Here is a 17,061-nt window from a genome sequence, read left to right as displayed (position 1 = left end):
ATTTATTTCTTTATTTTTTTTATGATTGTTTTCTTAAACTGTAAATACTCTTCCCGCTTAATACCAATAAGAATAATTAATACCAACAAAATAATCTCAGCACCAATGGTTGAAGATATTGCAAAAAAGTAGCTGTTAAAATCTAATTTTTTTATGACCCATACCAGAATAAAACAAGAGAAAATAACCAGGAAGGTCTGTTTTAAATAAAGTAGTACATCTGGCCAATCATATTTCAATTTATGATTAACATAAAGAAAACGAAATATGAAGGTGCATAAATTTAAAATAACATTTAAGCTCATAATATATACAGGAGAAAAACCTAATTTTAAGAATATATATGCCAGCGGAAGATTTAATAATAATATTAATGAAACCCCTAATTGATAATTTCTGATATTTCCAATGGCATTAGCAGACATCCAAAATGGTCCAACTATGGCATTGATAATAGAGCCTATAATAACGATCTGAGTGAAGCTTACAAGATATTGAGGTAAGTTGACACCCAGCCATAATTTTAAAATAAATTCGGTATGTAATAAAATCGGTATTGATAAAACTAAAAATAGAAATACTGAATATTTCGAAGTATTTAATACTAATCTTTTATGTGTTTCCAAATCATTTGAAGCATAACTCTGAGTAATTTGTGGATTGAATGCTACCTGCATATTGGAAACAAAACTATATAAAACACTATTTACCTGATTCGCGATACCTAAGGCTGCATTTATAGTTACACCGATGAATATATTCATAATCATATTCAATCCCTGTGTTGAACTTAAAACAGCCACTTGTCCGAATAAGCTCCAACCAGAAAAAGATAATAATTCCCTGAATAGTTTTTTGTCAGAAAAATAATGGTAAGCAGTTTCTTCCTTAAAGTTCCTATAGCAATAAATTTTATAGATTACATTAATTATAAGATTGACCAGTAATAATAAAAATGAATACACTATCAGCTGATCATATTCAACAAAAAGAGATAATAAAAATACAATAGCTAGTTTTAATATAGTCTCTACTATACCCAGATAGGCATAGAAAGACATCCTTTCATTCGCGAGTATGGTAGCATTGAAAGGTATTCTAATGATATTAATTATTGTTGTAATTATAGAAAATTGAAATACAAAATTCGCTGCATTAAGCCGGTTAACTGGAATATTTAATTTGTAATTTAAAAACCACAATCCAATAGTCTCCGACAAAACCAATACAATAATTGAGATAATTATATGAATATTGAGACTCATACAAAAAACTCTATTAACTTTTTCTTTGATTTTTGAAGCTAATTCAATATTTAAAAATCGTTGAGTAGCACTTGTCATTGCATTATTTAAAAAAGAGAATAATACAACTACCCCCGCTACTAAATTATATATCCCAAAATCCTCTACGCCTAACTTCTGTAAAATAATCCTTGAAGTATATAAGGAGATCCCCATATTGATGATCATCCTTATATAGAGTAATATTGTATTTTTTGCGATCTTTTTTGTACTGGACAATTTATTTACTTTTAATCATTACCAAATAGATCCCTTGTGTACACTTTTTCCTGTACATCAGCAAGTTCCGGTGCATTGCGGTTAGAAATAATGACATCGCATTCTTTCTTGAAAAGTTCTAAATCTTTTACTACTCTGGAACCGAAAAAAGACTCTTCATTAAGGGCCGGCTCAAACACTTCTACTTCTACTCCCTTAGCTTTTATCCTTTTCATTACGCCCTGGATGGCAGATGCTCTGAAATTGTCGGAGCCTGCTTTCATGATCAGACGGTAAACACCTACCTTTTTTGGTTTTTTGGCAAGCACAGAATCTGCTATAAAGTCCTTACGGGTTCTGTTGGCATCTACAATTGCCTGGATAATATTATTGGGAACAGCGTTATAATTTGCCAAAAGCTGTTTGGTATCTTTAGGCAGGCAGTATCCTCCGTATCCAAAAGACGGATTATTATAATGTGAACCAATTCTTGGATCCAGACCAACACCTTCCACAATCTGGCGGGTATCCAGCTCGTGGATTTGCGCATAGCTGTCTAATTCGTTAAAATAAGCTACCCTCAATGCCAGATAGGTATTGGAAAACAATTTAATGGCTTCTGCTTCGGTAGGATTAGTAAACAAAACCGGAATATCCTTTTTTACCGCACCTTCTTTCAGTAATTCTGCAAAAATCCTTGCTCGCTCGCTTTGCTCCCCGACAATAATTCTCGAAGGATATAAATTATCATATAAAGCTTTGCCTTCTCTCAAAAATTCCGGAGAAAACACTACATTATCTAAATGCATTCTGCTTTTTAATTCTACGGTATACCCCACCGGAACTGTAGATTTAATAATAATTACAGCCTCAGAATTATACTCTGCAATTTCCTTAATTACATTCTCAACACTGCTTGTGTCGAAATAATTGGTAGTGGGATCATAATCTGTTGGAGTGGCAACAATAATATATTCAGCCTTATCGTAAGCTTCCTTTTTATCTAAAGTGGCTTTGAAATTAAGGGGTTTAGTACTTAGAAACGTACTGATCTCTTCATCTTCAATAGGAGATTTTTTAGAATTAAGCAATTCTACTCTTTCCTGAACAATATCTAAAGCTACAACTTCATTATGTTGGGCCAATAAGACGGCATTAGACAAACCTACATACCCTGTTCCTACGACTGCTATTTTCATTCTTCTATTTTTTATAAACGATTATCGTATTTCTCTAAAATTCCTTTAACATCATATAAAACTCCTTCTTCCTTCAGATAACGTGAAAGATCAATATTCAGGAATTCATCATGAGAAACTGTAAGAACAATTGCATCAAACTGTCCTTTCACATCTTCAAGAGAATTGGTAGATTGTATACCATATTCATGCATTACTTCTTCTGGATTTGCCCACGGATCATATGTTGTAACTTCTACAGAATAGTCTTCCAGCGCATTGATAACATCTGCAGCTTTCGTATTTCTTACATCCGGACAGTTTTCTTTAAAAGTGATTCCAAGATTCAGTACTTTGGCATCCGTAATGTTGATTCTTTTCTTAATCATTGTTTTTACCACCTCGGAAGCTACAAACTGCCCCATGGAATCATTCAGTCTTCTTGCTGTAAGGATAAGCTCAGAATAATATCCTACGTCCTGCGCTTTCTGGGCAAGATAGAAAGGGTCTACCCCGATACAGTGTCCTCCTACCAATCCGGGTTTGAATTTCAGGAAATTCCATTTCGTTCCTGCTGCCTCCAGAACTGCATGTGTATCAATATCCAGGAGATTAAATATTTTGGCAAGCTCATTCACAAAAGCAATATTGATATCACGTTGTGAATTTTCGATAACTTTCGATGCTTCAGCTACTTTGATGGTAGGTGCCAAATGGGTACCTGCTGCAATTACAGATTTATATAATTCGTCAACTTTTTTACCAATTTCCGGTGTAGAACCTGAAGTTACCTTTAAAATCTTCTCTACGGTACGTTCTTTATCTCCTGGGTTGATTCTTTCAGGAGAATATCCTGCAAAAAAATCTTCGTTAAACTTCAATCCCGAAACTTTTTCAAGCACAGGGATACATTCTTCTTCTGTAACACCGGGATAAACAGTAGATTCATAAATAACAATATCCCCTTTTTTCAATACTTTTCCTACTGTTTCAGATGCTTTATATAGAGGCGTCAGGTCCGGACGATTATGTCTGTCTACCGGTGTAGGAACAGTTACGATATAGATGTTAGCCTCTTTAATATCTTCCAGATCAGATGAGCAAAGCAATCCTTTTGATGAGTTTGAAAATGGGTTCTCTTTTACTAAAACCGGCTGCAGTACTTCATCTTCTACTTCCAAAGTAGAATCTTTTCCGCTATTCAGTTCTGCAATTCTGGCCTGGTTGATATCAAAACCCACTACGGCATATTTTGTTGCAAATAAACGGGCCAGTGGTAATCCTACATATCCCAATCCGATTACCCCAATTTTATTATGTATATTCATATTAAATGTGATGTTCTTACTTTATTTTAATGTTTATTTTGAAGATAATTTGATTTATTTATTAAAAAGCTTCTGCCACCAGTTTTTCTTCTTATCAGCTGTATATCCGTAACCGTAGCCATAGTTGTATCCGTAGCCATAACCACCAACATTTTTAGAAACATCATTGATTACGAAAGAAACGTTTGATATTTTTGATTCTTTAACCAGTTTATTGGCAAAATCTATTAATATTTTTCTTGATACTCCCGATCTTACTACGTATAATGAAGCGTCGGCTGTATCAGAAATACTCAATGTATCTGAAACAAGCATCAGCGGAGCAGAATCGATCACAATATATTCGTAACGGGACGACATCTCACTGATAAGCTTCTGATAACGACCGTTGGAAAGAAGCTCCTGAGGATTTGGAGGAATAGATCCCGCATAGATTACATCACATTCAGGATTGGTATCGGAGGTATGTATAAGGTCTTTTACATCTGTAGTTTCATCATATAAATATTCCGTAAGACCGGCATTCTTAATACGTTCATCATCATATCTCTGGATCTGCGGATTTCTGACGTCCGAACCAATGAGTAATGATCTTCCGTTTTTGCTTCCCAATGTCAGAGCAAGATTTACAGAAACCAGCGTTTTTCCTTCTCCTTTCACAGAAGAAGTTACCAGTATGACTTTCGCTGAATCTTTCTTAGGAAGTAGAAATTTAAGATTGGAAACCAATATTCTGAATGCTTCAGCCAGCTCTGAGAAATCGTTTTTCTGTACAAGGTGATTCTGATTATCTTTAAGAGAAGGAATATCTGCAAGCACTCCAAGTGACGAATTTTCTGAAATATCTGTACGGTTGTAGATTTTATCATCCCACATGAAGAAAAGATAGAACACTCCCAACGGCAGCATCAATCCTAATAGAACTGCAGCCAGAAGAATGATATTTTTCTTAGGTGAAACAGGAACATCATCAGTATAAGCAGGATTTACAATTTTAGCTTTCGGAACATTAACAGATAGATTGATCGCATTTTCTTCCCTTTTTTGTAAAAGGAAAAGGAAAAGCTGCTCTTTAAGGTTCTGTTGACGCTCGATACCTCTGTAGATTTTCGACTGTCCCGGAACTTTTTCAATCATTCCTGTGCTGGCAGAAATCTGGCTGTTTACCTGCGCAATAGATGCCTGGATTGTTGCTTTCTGCTGACGGATGTTATCTCTTACGATTTCTTTTAGTGAAGAAATTTCTTTATTCATTTCTATCACTGCAGGGTTTTCATTGGTAGCCTGCTTCAAAGTTTTATTTCTGGTGATAACCAGCGTATTGTATTGTGAAATTGCCTGTTCCAAAGAAGGGTTAAGTCCTAAATTTGAAGGCATAAGCTGATTATCTCCTTTTGAAGCTTCATTTTGAAGGGAATTAAGAAGATCCAGCTGTGTTTGCTGCTGAAGAAGCTGCTTTGTGTTCTCGTTTGTATTTTGAAGCGCCAATTGAGCCTGAGCCTCTAAGTCTACGATTTTGTTACGGTTCTGGAAGTCTTCTTTCTGATTCTCAACTCCGGAAAGATCCCGTGAAATAACTTCTAATCGTTTATCGATAAACTCCTGTGTATTTTGAGCCTGTAAGTTTTTATCTCTTAGCCCATCCAGATTATATTGTTTGGTTACTTCATTAAGGATGGCTTCTGATTTTTCGGGAACAGTTCCCACGATGCTGATGTCCATAAGCATCGCTTTCTGATCCGGAAGATCCACCTGGATTTTCTTTTCTAAAGATTTTACCTTCTCTATTGGATTCCAGAAAACAATTTTATACTTATCTTTAAAGGTAAGGCCCGGAACTTTTTGAAGAACTACAGTTCCAAAATCAAGTGTCAGGTTTTTACCAAAAGTTCCCTTTACTTTTTTGTTTTCCTTATCCTCCAGAACAAATTCATTTCCATTTACTTCTTTTACTTCATATTCGGAAGAAACAAATTTCTTGACATTTTTATAAGAAATAATTTCTGCAACAATGGGTACCCGGGTAAATAATTCAGAATCCCTTATCTCACCCGAATTATAATATTGTATATTAAGATTTAGATTTTCAACAACCTTCATCAAGATGGGTCTTGAGTTTACTACAGCCACTTCACTCTTTAGCTCATCTGCATTTCCTATACCAAGCCCCAAGTTATCAAGATCAATTAATGCACCTGTTAAATCAGACTGTTTTTTATCAAATTTTAATGTAGTAGTTGATTGATACTGAGGTACAGCGTATCTTAGATATATAAAGGCCACAGTAACAAATAATAGGACAGATGCTATAAACCAAGGCCATTTGACTAAATATTTCCCAATGATCTTTCTTAAATTCAAAGATTCTTCACTTTCCTGAAATTCTATCTGCTGCATATTTATTTACGAGTTAAAGCAATAATAAGTGTACCAGCTGTCAGTAAAGCACCAATAATCTGGAATGTAAGGGCTCTGTTTGGATTCGAGTTAGCCTGAACCTGTTTATTTTTGTCCGGCTGCACATATAATATGTCATTCTGCTTCATATAATAATAGGGCGAACTGACTATATCAGATCTTGTAAGATCGATATTAACAATCTGATCTGTTCCGCTATCATCGGCACGGATAAGCTTAACATTGGTACGGTCTCCGAAATCCGTCATATCACCTGCAAGCCCAAGCGCCTGAAAAATATTGATTTTTTGAGAAACACTTTCTTTCTGCCCCGGTTCCTTTACCTCTCCTAAAACGCTTACATTAAAATTTTTAAGGGTAATGGTCACCAATGGATCTGTCAGATATCTCTTAAGACGCGATTCAAGCTCCTGTTTTAGCTGTACCTGTGTCATTCCTTTAACGTACACATTTCCTAAAACCGGAAAAGAAATATAACCTTCTTCATTGACAAGGTATTGACTTGGTTCTACATATTGGTTAATTCCCCTGCTTGTGTCACCCCCTACCTTATTTGCGGTATTAAGGTTAAAAGGCTTCACTGCTATTTCGTCAAGTGCAGATACAAGAATCAGGAGAGCATCTCCTTCCTGAATATGCAGGCCCTGAAACTTGGCTTTTGCAACCTCTTCTTCCATATTATGCTTTGACATATATACCATATTCTGCTTCGGTCTGCATGATAATAAAGTAACCGATAACAGTACTATATATGCAATAATAGTTTTATTCATATGTTATTATTCTTATCTACTTGTGTTATTATTTAGGTTTATCGAACTGATTTCAACTATATTTAAATATGTATTGTAATAAAACGACTATACTATTTAAATATTTTAAAGCGTGCTTTAAATTCTCATGCTAAAATCACTTCTTTCTCTAGCAATTTTCATTCCGTTTAAAAACAAAATGATGAAATTATTATTTTAATATCAACTTTTTTATTTATTTAATTCTTTAATTTTAATTATATGCTTCATTTTCAGATATTCTACATTGCTTGTAAATTTTTAATGACATTTCCTTTTTACAATTCATCAACTCAATTTCTTCAATTTAATCCTGAATCATAATGTTTATATCATGAGGAATTTTTCTGACACATTTATTATTAAGAAATGTAGTTACCATTTTGAATATTGTAAAAACAAAGAAAAATAAAAACAGAATAGAGGACAAATGAACGGGAGCACCGAAAACAAATCCGGATATAAAATATAATCCAGAAAATACTATCAATGCACTGGTAGAAAACCATGCAGTTTTAAAAAAGTCAAAAGAAACAAAATGTCTTATAATTTCATTTTCTGTTATAAGCAGGATAACAATCTTTATCATCAAAATTATTTTTTCATTTTGATGCCCAATCAAATTAATTTGTACCTCCAGGTTTTTTAAAAGTAAATATGAAATTAAAGCTAAAAAAAATATGAAAGAAATATCAATAATAAAAAACGACCACCCAATCACACATCTTAACTCCCTGATTTTAAAAAAATTCCCCATACACAAACAAACCTGAATGTAGATTTTCTATTAATTCAACAACCAGTGGTTTCTATTATCAAGCGAAGATAATAATTATAATTAATATTTTTAATTACACATATTAATTTTTATTTAAAACATAAGATTTATATCGATATAATCCAGAAAATAAATTCAAAAACAAATCATAAAAGTGATTGTAATTTTTTGTCGAAATTTGATATAGAAAATAATACAAAAATCAGGAAAATAGTATTTTTTTATTTCATTCATTATCAATGCCTTAAATTACATCACATAATCTATCCAAAAAAATGTCCCGCTGAAAATAAAGCAAAATAACAAATGTAGTATAAGTGATGTACCCTGTTATTCTTTTTCATTTTTTTAATCTTCTAGATTTGCAGCACAATTAAGATGATTTAAAAAGGATGAAAAAAAATGTTTTATTATTAGGTAGTATTTTAATTTCTTTACAAATATTCTCCCAGGTGGGAATTAATACTACAACTCCTCAGGCCAGTTTAGATGTAACAGGAAAGCCCACTTCTACCAATGTACTGGACGGCATTATTGCACCAAGAATTACAGGAACCCAGCTTAGAGCAAAGACCTATACAGCCAGCCAGACAGGAGCAATGGTGTATGTTACAGCCGCTGATACAGCCCCGGCAGGCCAGACTGTTGATATTAAAAACTCCGGATATTATTATTTTGACGGCAGTCTGAATAAGTGGCAAAAGTTGTATGCAGGAAATATAGCTGCCGGAGACCTTACGCCGGATGCTTTTATTGACGATCCTGTTAATACAATGGTAAAATTAGGAAATACTTCTTCCGGTACAGGAAGGGTTGCCAATACTGATTTTGTGATTAAAGACGATGGTACGGTGGGAATCGGTACTTCATCACCGGACAGCGGATTGCATATAAAAGAAAATTCTACAACGGGAAGTCATCAGATGAAAGTAGAATCTGTAAGCAATTCTCCTTTGATTGCGTTAGAAAGAACCGGAAACAGTAACTTATCTACCGGAACGGAGCTTGGAAAATTATCCTTTAATGGAAAGATTTCAGGAGCTGATTTTCCATTAGCAGGGATAAAAGCCAATTATTGGGGAAATGGAACAACCAATTCTTCATCCCTTACATTCTCTACCAGTGACCGGCCAGCTGCCGTAATCAATGAGAACGGGAATATGGGAATAGGACGTTCTGATATCAATTATGCCATGTCTCCTACCCAAAAGCTTGATGTAGACGGAAATGTAAGATTCAGAGGTGTCCCGGATGAAACAGGTGTAGCCTCTACAGAAAGAATTATAGTATTGAAAAGTGACGGAACAGCAAAAAAAGTTCCTTTGGAAGCTATGTTTCCTCCTGACAAATTCAGTTTAGATGATATACTTGTCAATAAGGCAGGAGGTTCGGTACATTACGATTACAACTACCCTATTATAAGCTACGCAAATATAGATCTAGTTAATTTCAGCAGAACGATTACCATCCCTCCCAATACTGTTGGCAGAGTCATTTTGAACTATTCTATTCCTGCCGGTACTCATGACACCAATTGTGCAAATCCGGACAGGGTATCTTACATCGGGGTTACATTTTACAAAAATGGTGTAGAACAGCAGGAAGGCTCCAGAAAAGTATCCTTAAAAGGACTAACTTCGGCTGCAAGAATGGGAACTATCAATGGTAATTTTTCAGAAGACATCACCAATAACACCTCTTCTGATATGACTGTAACCTATAAGCTAGCGGGATATGCAGAAGGGAGTGGAGCAGGAACATGTATGCTTGTTTATAATATGTGGGATGGAGGAAACCAGCCAAATTACAATTGGGGCCGTGGAACTATGACCATTCAATTGTTTAAAAGAGCTTTATAGACAGTAACCGTAAATAATATATTTGATAAAAGATTACAGAATCCGGAATAGCAATATTCCGGATTTTATAATTATGATCCCTTGTCATTGAAATCAAAGCTGCTTTGGAAAAAACTTAAGAATATACTTTCTCCGGTGTGAATTCTTTAGCCTTTCATATAAAAATATTTGTTTATGCAACCGTAGAAAGCATCCTGATAAAGAATCAATTATACAACGCTATTTTAAAACTTTTGCACTTGATTCATAAAAACTGAAGATTTCACAGGGATGGTGTAAATAAGTGAAAACTGTTCTGAACTTACATCTTATTCAGGCTATCGACTCTCCTTATATCATTCCGCTTACAAATGGAAAATAAAAAAGTCTTCTATTTCTAGAAGACTTTTTTGCGATCCGGACGGGACTCGAACCCGCGACCTCCGCCGTGACAGGGCGGCATTCTAACCAGCTGAACTACCGGATCAATTTTTTTAAAGTAAATTGAGAAAACTTCCGCGATCCGGACGGGACTCGAACCCGCGACCTCCGCCGTGACAGGGCGGCATTCTAACCAGCTGAACTACCGGATCAATTTTTTTAAAGTAAATTGAGAAAACTTCTGCGATCCGGACGGGACTCGAACCCGCGACCTCCGCCGTGACAGGGCGGCATTCTAACCAGCTGAACTACCGGATCATTATTTTAAAGAACGTCGTTTCTTTTTCGTGGTTGCAAAATTACAACTTTTTTTGTTACCTGCAAATTATTTTAAAAAAAATGCCTCCCAATACTGGAAGGCGTTCATTATCAAACTTATTTTTTTTATAAGTGAGCGCTTAATTTTTCAGCGATTACCTCTTTTGGAGCTACACCTACTAATTTGTCTACTACTTCTCCATTTTTAAAAATAAGAACTGTAGGAATATTTCTGATACCGTACTGCATAGAAATCTCCTGGTTGTTGTCTACATCTACTTTCCCTACTACTGCTTTACCTTCAAAATCTGATGCTACTTCTTCGATGATTGGTCCTAAAGTTCTGCAAGGTCCGCACCATACTGCCCAGAAGTCTACTAATACCGGTTTATCTGATTTTAAAACCGTATCCTGAAATGAGCTGTCTGTAATTTCTAAAGCCATTTTTGTTTCTTTTATTTTAATTAATATTATTTTCTTTTAATCCTTTTGGATATTCAAAATTACGATTTTTAAAGCACAAGACTATCTATGCTCAACATTAGTTTTTTCTATAGTGTAATCGCTTGAGATTTCCTTTAATGCGTTGACCAGTGTGTCAATCTCCGCTTTAGTCGTCATATGGCTGAAAGAGATACGTAATGGGGTACAGTGATCCATTTCATCCTCAGAAAGCACCATCATCATCACCATTGAAGGCTTTGATGCTCCTGATGAACATGCACTTCCCTGAGAAATTGCAATTCCTTTCATATCCAGCTGAAGTCCTATCAATGGATTTTTATAAGGCAGTAATGCGCTTAAAACTGTATAAAGGCTATTTTCCTTTTCTGCACTTCTTCCATTGAATTTAATTCCTTCAATTTCGGCAGAAAGTCTTTCAATTGCATAATCCTTGATATCCTGCATATGACGGGTGTATTCCTCCATATGATTCAGAGAAAGTTCTAATGCTTTTCCTAATCCTACGATACCACAAACATTTTCAGTTCCCGCTCTAAGGCTTCTTTCCTGAGGTCCTCCGGTAATAATTCCTTTTAAACCTGTTGCTTTTCTGATAAATGCAAATCCAGCTCCTTTCGGACCATGAAACTTGTGGGCACTACACGATGCAAAGTCCACAGGGATATCAGAGAAGTCAAGGTTCATATGAGCCATTGTCTGCACGGTATCTGAGTGGAAAAGTGCCTGATACTGTTTGCAAAGCTGGGCAACCTGTTTAAGGTTAATGATATTTCCGATTTCGTTGTTGGCATGCATTAAGCTTACCAGTGTTTTTTTATCTGAAGCTTTTAAAAGTTCTTCTAATTTAGCAAGATCAATATCTCCTTTTTCATTCGGACGGATGTAGTTTACCTCTACTCCTTTTCTGTTTTTCATATCCAGAATACTTTCAGAAACGCATTTATGTTCCAGAGGAGAACTGATGATTCTTTCTACCCCAAGGTGTTCTACCGAGGACTTGATGATCATATTATTTGATTCCGTACCACAGGAAGTGAAAATGATTTCAGCAGGAGTTACATGAAGATAGTCTGCAACCTGTCTTCTTACATTTTCAATAAGGATTTTTGCTTCCTGGCCAAAGCTGTGCGTTGAAGAGGGGTTTCCGAAATTCATCTTCATTGTGCCCACCATTGCATCTATAACTTCTTCTGCAAGCGGAGTGGTTGCGGCATTATCTAAATATACTTTATCCATTGTTATTTTGAATATTTTAATTCTACGGAGTTAAACTGATAATCTGCGGGAACAGTAAAAATAAACCACGGGTTTGAAATTACCTGAATTTCCATTCCACCGGAAGGCTCTCCGGCAGGAACTTCTACATACAGAATCTTATTTTTCACAGATATATTTTTAATTTCTTCAATTTTGTGACTTCCAGATCTGAAGGTTCCCAAATTGTATACAACAACTTTTTTATTTTTCGGAAATTGTGGATATTTAATATAAGATTCTTTTCCCGGTTCTGAAATACCAAAACTTCCGCTGATAATATTACGAAAATCCTTTTCGTCTTCAATGATCTTAAAGCCGGGAGCATCGGTTCCTCCCTGATTTTCAGAAACGAGGAGCTCCGTACTTTGCTGCATAACAGAAGACTTCTGAGATGAAGTGCTGGCACAGCCCATAAAGAGTACTGCACATGCAATGATCAGGCTTTTCATTTTTTACAATTTTATCTCCCAAAATTAGTGAAAAAATTGGTAATGTCCCTCATTTGCCCATTTCAACATTGGCCGATCTCCGGAAGTATCACCAAATGCAATAATTTTATCGTACTTGGAATCGTTAATTTCCTCTTTGATTCTTATCAATTTTTCCTTTCCGTTACAATTTTTTCCTACAAAGTTTCCGGTGAAAATACCGTTTTTAAACTCTGCCCGCGTAGAAACAAGCTCCATTTTCAGTTCTTCGGCGAATGGTTTTACCCAGATGTCCAATGAAGCGGTTACTAATAAACTCTGTGTATTATTCCTATCGATATTTTTTATAAAATCCAATGCATTCTCCCTTACTATTTTAGGGTAGTGCTGTTCAAAAAACTGTTTAGACTTCTGTTCAATTTTCTCCTGGGTCTGTCCTCTTAAAATAGAACCGATAAAGCTTTTTTTCACTTTTTCCGTTTCAGCCAGTTTTAGCTTCAACAGGATAAAAAGAGGTACGTGTCTTAAAAATTGTATACGGTATTTTGTTGAATCGTAAAATTTAAGATACATAAACATGGTATCTTTATACGTAATGGTTCCGTCAAAATCAAAACAATACAATTTTTTCATTTTTTAAAGCTTTAATTTTTTGAATATAAACTCAGGAATATTCCTGATAATCATCATAATAATACTCCAAACCGGCAAAACATATGCCACATTCCTACCCTTTTTGAAGGCTTTATAAATACAGGAAGCTGCCTGTTTTGGCGTTGCTGTCAGTTTCGGATTTAAAGGCAGGCCTTCTGTCATTTTGGTTGCCATAAACCCTGGTTTTATCGTAAGAACGTGCACTTTTTTATCAAAAAGATAATTTCTCAAACCGCTCAGATAAGCCGTAAAAGCTGCTTTTGCACTTCCATAGATAAAGTTACTCTGTCTTCCCCGGTCTCCTGCCACTGATGAAAGCCCGATAATCGTGCCGGATCTTCTGCTTTCAAACTTTTGGGCAAAATAATTCATTAAAGGAACCAGTTTTGAATAATTGATATCAATGATACGTTCTGTATTTCTGTTATCATATAATCCTTCTTCTGTTCCTTCACCCAAATATCCTACGGCACAAAATAATACATTTGAATTGATATTATCAAATCTATTGTAATCAATTTCTTTTGTCAGATCCAGCTCAATAACTTCCGCCTGCTGCAGAAACTTTACATCAAGATGTCTTGCAAAACGCTCTGTAGTTTCTTTATTTGAGGTAAAAAGATAGATTTTTTCAAACTTTTCTCCTTCCTGAAGTGCTTTTTCCACAAAAGCCTGTGCTACTTCAGATGTACTTCCCAGAACTATCATTACGAATTGTTATTTATGATTCTTTTGTGCTGTAAAGACACAAATTTAGGATTTTGAATATTTTTCAGGTAGTTGGTAAGCGATGATCTGCTCATGCTGTCTTTGGTAAGATAAATTCTTCCTCCAAACTCCTGAACAATAGCATCCAACTGATCTACCAGTTTTTTCAGTTTTGAATTGACTTTAAAATCCAGCGCCAATGTATACCCTTCCACAGGGAATGAGTTGTAAGCCTGAGGATTATTTTTTCCAAAAAGTTTTAAAACTGCTAAGAATGATCCGTTTCCGCTTTTGGCGATCGTTTCAAGGATTCTTTTCATTCCTTCTTTTCCAGTTTCTTTAGGAATGACCATCTGATACTGTATAAAACCGGACTTCCCATAGATCTTATTCCAATCTGTGATCGCATCCAAAGGATAGAAAAACGTTTCATAATCGATAAAGTTTTTCACTTCTTTTTTAGACTGCTTTTTATAGTATAACCAATTGAAAATTTTTACGGTAAGGGCATTCAGTACAAATCCCGGAAAATAAAAAGGAACTGTAGGAGAAAATTTCTTCTTCAATCTCAATGGTGTTTTGGAAAAACTCTGGGGAAGTTCATGCTGAAAAGCATGTTCTCCTCTCATGAGAATACTTCTTCCGATATTTTTTCCTTTCTGAAGACAATCAATCCAGGCCACCGTGTAGGTCCAGTTTTCACTTTCATCGAACAGCTTAAAGATCTCATCCAGATTGTCTGCTTTGATACTTTCCTGACGAATGTATGCGGACTCTATATTTTTAAGTTTAAATTTTGCTGTGAGAATAATACCGGTAAGTCCCATTCCACCAATGGTAGCCCAGAACTTTTCTGTATTTTCCTCCCTGGAACAGGTAATGATCTCCCCTTTCTCATTCATGAGCTTGAATTCAAGCACATATTCTGAAAAACATCCTTCTGCATGATGATTTTTTCCATGAACATCGGATGCTATAGCACCTCCTACCGATACAAATTTTGTCCCGGGAGTAACGTATAGAAAATATCCCTGCGGAACCGCTATTTCCAGTACATCTGAAAGCAGCACTCCGGATTCACATTCTATGATCCCGTTCAGACGGTCAAAATTGATGAACTTATTTAATTTTTTTGTTGAAAATATAGCTTCTCCCAATGAAGCATCTCCATAACATCTCCCATTTCCTCTCGCTATGACTTCGTTGTGATTGAGTACAAATTCTTTTATTTTTCTGAAACTGTCCTCAGATCTCATTTCCTTCTCTACTATTGGGAAATTTCCCCAGTTGGTAACTTTCTGTATGAAATTCGGCTTCATTTCTTAAAATAAATTTGAATTAAAAATGCAACGACCCAAAGCAATAAAGTAGCCTGTATATAACGGTCTCTGTACACGATTTTTGTTGGAGATTCCGTTCTGTTGTAAACAAGGGTCTGCTGAAGATATCTTAACAATGCAAATACAACGAAAATCACGGTATAAAAAACTCTTTCATGAAATCTTTCCTGAACTTCCGGAGAGAGCGTAAACATCAGGTAGCAGACAATAGCCAGTGTGATAGAAATGGATAAAGCAATATCTGCAAACTGAACGTTATATCCATCCAGTGCTTTTCTCGTTTTTCCAGAAACCTGGGCATTGATAAGCTCGCCTCTTCTTTTTCCTATTGCCAGCACCAAAGCCAATACAAAGGTCAGCAGGATTGCCCATTGTGAAATACTGATTCCGGTAATATAACCTCCAGCCAGTACACGTAATACAAATCCTATGGCAATAATAAAAATATCAATAATAGGAACATGTTTAAGCCTGAAAGTATAGGCAAGATTCATCACCACATAAAACCCTATGATGATTGCGAACTTCCAAAGTAGTTCATGGAAATAAAGTTGTGTAAAAAATACAAGACCTATATCTGCAATGATAAGACCTATGAGAATTCCTATAGCTTTTGATTTTGAAATAGCTCCACTCGCCAAAGGTCTTCTTCTTTTCTCAGGGTGTTTTCTATCTGCTTCAATATCATTATAATCATTCAGGATATAGACCACACTTGCTGCAAGTGAAAATATGACAAATGCAAAAATGCTTTTGAGAAGCAGATCTATATTGGTAATATTACCTGAAAAGAAAAGAGGGACAAATACAAAAAAGTTTTTCACCCATTGCTCCACACGGAGCAGTTTTAAATATTTCTTCATTTATGTTATTTCAAATACAAAAATAATAAATTCAAAATTTCTAGCATAAAAATACAAAAAAAACCGCCGGGGCGGTCTTTTACGAAAATATTTATATATTAAATTAACTATTGCCCTTGTTTGGCATCGTTAATCATTTTTTCATTGGCAGTAATAGCAAACTCTACTCTTCTGTTTTTAGCTCTTCCTTCTTCAGTATCGTTGCTAGCTACTGGCATTGCTTCACCTTCACCTTTTGTAAACATTCTGTTTGATGCAATTCCTTTTCCTGATAAATAGGCTTTCACAGCATCTGCTCTTCTTTGAGAAAGTTTAAGGTTGTAAGCATCTGCACCTTTGCTGTCTGTGTGACCATAGATGTTGATGTTTGTATCCGGATTATTAGCCAGTACTTCAGCTAATTTATCAAGGTTGGTCTGTGCAACAGAAGTAAGGTTTGAAGAGTCGAAAGCAAAGTTAACAATACTTTCATTCATAGTTACCTTAATACCATCTCCTACTCTTTCTACCTGAGCACCTGGTAAAGTTTCTTTAATATCTTTTGCCTGCTTATCCATTTTGTTACCGATAACGTTACCAGCAACACCACCGATAATACCTCCCAATACTGCTCCGATAGCTCCGTTTCCTCCTTTACCTACATTATTCCCAAGGATACCTCCAAGTACTGCTCCGGAAGCTGCTCCTACGGCTGTACCTCTTTGTTGGTGATTTGAATTCTGAACCGCTTCACAGCTCGTCAATAATAATGCTGATGACAAGAAAAGGGCTCCTACGTATGTTTTTGTAAATTTCATTTTTTTTAATCTTTTAT

The 17,061-nt window shown here is 35.4% G+C and carries 14 protein-coding genes and 3 tRNA genes; 1 reads left to right on the top strand and 16 read right to left on the bottom strand.

Features of this window, described 5'->3' with window-relative positions:
* Positions 1–2: 2 nt before the first annotated feature.
* Genes ACLI50_RS18090 through ACLI50_RS18070 form a run of 5 tightly spaced genes read right to left on the bottom strand, consistent with a single transcriptional unit; the run spans position 3 to position 7,118 of the window.
* The gene (locus ACLI50_RS18090; RefSeq protein WP_411414362.1) at positions 3–1,523 is read right to left on the bottom strand and encodes a lipopolysaccharide biosynthesis protein; all 1,521 of its coding nucleotides are present in this window, start codon (positions 1,521–1,523) and stop codon (positions 3–5) included.
* A gap of 11 nt (positions 1,524–1,534) precedes the next feature.
* Complete coding sequence (locus ACLI50_RS18085; RefSeq protein ID WP_227943880.1) at positions 1,535–2,701, bottom strand: nucleotide sugar dehydrogenase; 1,167 nt, start codon at positions 2,699–2,701, stop codon at positions 1,535–1,537.
* Positions 2,702–2,712: 11 nt separating this feature from the next.
* The gene (locus ACLI50_RS18080; protein WP_411414361.1) at positions 2,713–4,008 is read right to left on the bottom strand and encodes a nucleotide sugar dehydrogenase; all 1,296 of its coding nucleotides are present in this window, start codon (positions 4,006–4,008) and stop codon (positions 2,713–2,715) included.
* 54 nt (positions 4,009–4,062) lie between these two features.
* Positions 4,063–6,405, bottom strand: coding sequence for a GumC family protein (locus ACLI50_RS18075; protein ID WP_411414360.1), 2,343 nt, complete (start codon positions 6,403–6,405; stop codon positions 4,063–4,065).
* Between the two features lie 2 nt (positions 6,406–6,407).
* Positions 6,408–7,118, bottom strand: a complete 711-nt coding sequence (locus ACLI50_RS18070) for a polysaccharide biosynthesis/export family protein (protein ID WP_227943883.1) — start codon at positions 7,116–7,118, stop codon at positions 6,408–6,410.
* A 1,269-nt stretch (positions 7,119–8,387) separates the two neighbouring features.
* Between ACLI50_RS18070 and ACLI50_RS18065 the strand changes: the two genes are divergently transcribed.
* Positions 8,388–9,854, top strand: coding sequence for a phage tail-like protein (locus ACLI50_RS18065; RefSeq protein ID WP_411414359.1), 1,467 nt, complete (start codon positions 8,388–8,390; stop codon positions 9,852–9,854).
* Between the two features lie 392 nt (positions 9,855–10,246).
* Here ACLI50_RS18065 and ACLI50_RS18060 read toward each other — a convergent pair.
* The 11 genes from ACLI50_RS18060 to ACLI50_RS18010 form a co-directional block, all read right to left on the bottom strand.
* Positions 10,247–10,320 (bottom strand) — tRNA-Asp (locus ACLI50_RS18060).
* Positions 10,321–10,352: 32 nt separating this feature from the next.
* Positions 10,353–10,426, bottom strand: a tRNA-Asp gene (locus tag ACLI50_RS18055).
* A 32-nt stretch (positions 10,427–10,458) separates the two neighbouring features.
* Positions 10,459–10,532, bottom strand: a tRNA-Asp gene (locus ACLI50_RS18050).
* Positions 10,533–10,658: 126 nt separating this feature from the next.
* Complete coding sequence (gene trxA / locus ACLI50_RS18045; protein WP_027374941.1) at positions 10,659–10,976, bottom strand: thioredoxin; 318 nt, start codon at positions 10,974–10,976, stop codon at positions 10,659–10,661.
* Positions 10,977–11,057: 81 nt separating this feature from the next.
* Positions 11,058–12,233 (bottom strand): cysteine desulfurase family protein, encoded by a 1,176-nt coding sequence (locus ACLI50_RS18040; protein WP_202839762.1) that lies wholly within the window; start codon positions 12,231–12,233, stop codon positions 11,058–11,060.
* A gap of 2 nt (positions 12,234–12,235) precedes the next feature.
* Positions 12,236–12,703, bottom strand: coding sequence for a hypothetical protein (locus tag ACLI50_RS18035; protein WP_202839763.1), 468 nt, complete (start codon positions 12,701–12,703; stop codon positions 12,236–12,238).
* Positions 12,704–12,727: 24 nt separating this feature from the next.
* Positions 12,728–13,315 (bottom strand): HAD family hydrolase, encoded by a 588-nt coding sequence (locus ACLI50_RS18030; RefSeq protein ID WP_202839765.1) that lies wholly within the window; start codon positions 13,313–13,315, stop codon positions 12,728–12,730.
* Between the two features lie 3 nt (positions 13,316–13,318).
* Positions 13,319–14,044, bottom strand: a complete 726-nt coding sequence (locus ACLI50_RS18025; RefSeq protein ID WP_411414358.1) for an SDR family NAD(P)-dependent oxidoreductase — start codon at positions 14,042–14,044, stop codon at positions 13,319–13,321.
* On the bottom strand, positions 14,044–15,363 hold the full coding sequence (locus ACLI50_RS18020) for an FAD-binding oxidoreductase (protein WP_110010773.1): 1,320 nt from the start codon (positions 15,361–15,363) through the stop codon (positions 14,044–14,046). Before ACLI50_RS18020 ends, ACLI50_RS18025 begins: the two co-directional genes overlap by 1 nt.
* Positions 15,360–16,247 carry a decaprenyl-phosphate phosphoribosyltransferase gene (locus ACLI50_RS18015; RefSeq protein ID WP_411414357.1) on the bottom strand — a complete coding sequence of 296 codons (888 nt, stop codon included), beginning with the start codon at positions 16,245–16,247 and terminating at the stop codon, positions 15,360–15,362. Before ACLI50_RS18015 ends, ACLI50_RS18020 begins: the two co-directional genes overlap by 4 nt.
* Before the next feature lie 107 nt (positions 16,248–16,354).
* Entirely contained in the window at positions 16,355–17,044 is a 690-nt protein-coding gene (locus tag ACLI50_RS18010; protein WP_110010775.1) for a YiaD family glycine zipper/OmpA-like lipoprotein, read from the bottom strand.
* Positions 17,045–17,061: the final 17 nt, after the last annotated feature.

The organism is Chryseobacterium cupriresistens, assembly GCF_046614675.1.
GTDB classification, from domain to species: Bacteria; Bacteroidota; Bacteroidia; order Flavobacteriales; family Weeksellaceae; genus Chryseobacterium; species Chryseobacterium cupriresistens.
Note: the sequence above shows the minus strand (reverse complement) of the source record. Positions and strands in the feature narration are given on the sequence as shown.

Excerpts from the sequence above, each read along its gene's own strand:
- ACLI50_RS18070 (WP_227943883.1), bottom strand. The coding sequence starts at position 7,118 with ATGTCAAAGCATAATATGGAAGAAGAGGTTGCAAAAGCCAAGTTTCAG.
- ACLI50_RS18080 (WP_411414361.1), bottom strand. The coding sequence starts at position 4,008 with ATGAATATACATAATAAAATTGGGGTAATCGGATTGGGATATGTAGGA.
- trxA (WP_027374941.1), bottom strand. The coding sequence starts at position 10,976 with ATGGCTTTAGAAATTACAGACAGCTCATTTCAGGATACGGTTTTAAAA.
- ACLI50_RS18010 (WP_110010775.1), bottom strand. The coding sequence starts at position 17,044 with ATGAAATTTACAAAAACATACGTAGGAGCCCTTTTCTTGTCATCAGCA.
- ACLI50_RS18030 (WP_202839765.1), bottom strand. The coding sequence starts at position 13,315 with ATGAAAAAATTGTATTGTTTTGATTTTGACGGAACCATTACGTATAAA.
- ACLI50_RS18075 (WP_411414360.1), bottom strand. The coding sequence starts at position 6,405 with ATGCAGCAGATAGAATTTCAGGAAAGTGAAGAATCTTTGAATTTAAGA.
- ACLI50_RS18015 (WP_411414357.1), bottom strand. The coding sequence starts at position 16,247 with ATGAAGAAATATTTAAAACTGCTCCGTGTGGAGCAATGGGTGAAAAAC.
- ACLI50_RS18025 (WP_411414358.1), bottom strand. The coding sequence starts at position 14,044 with ATGATAGTTCTGGGAAGTACATCTGAAGTAGCACAGGCTTTTGTGGAA.
- ACLI50_RS18020 (WP_110010773.1), bottom strand. The coding sequence starts at position 15,363 with ATGAAGCCGAATTTCATACAGAAAGTTACCAACTGGGGAAATTTCCCA.
- ACLI50_RS18065 (WP_411414359.1), top strand. The coding sequence starts at position 8,388 with ATGAAAAAAAATGTTTTATTATTAGGTAGTATTTTAATTTCTTTACAA.
- ACLI50_RS18035 (WP_202839763.1), bottom strand. The coding sequence starts at position 12,703 with ATGAAAAGCCTGATCATTGCATGTGCAGTACTCTTTATGGGCTGTGCC.
- ACLI50_RS18085 (WP_227943880.1), bottom strand. The coding sequence starts at position 2,701 with ATGAAAATAGCAGTCGTAGGAACAGGGTATGTAGGTTTGTCTAATGCC.
- ACLI50_RS18040 (WP_202839762.1), bottom strand. The coding sequence starts at position 12,233 with ATGGATAAAGTATATTTAGATAATGCCGCAACCACTCCGCTTGCAGAA.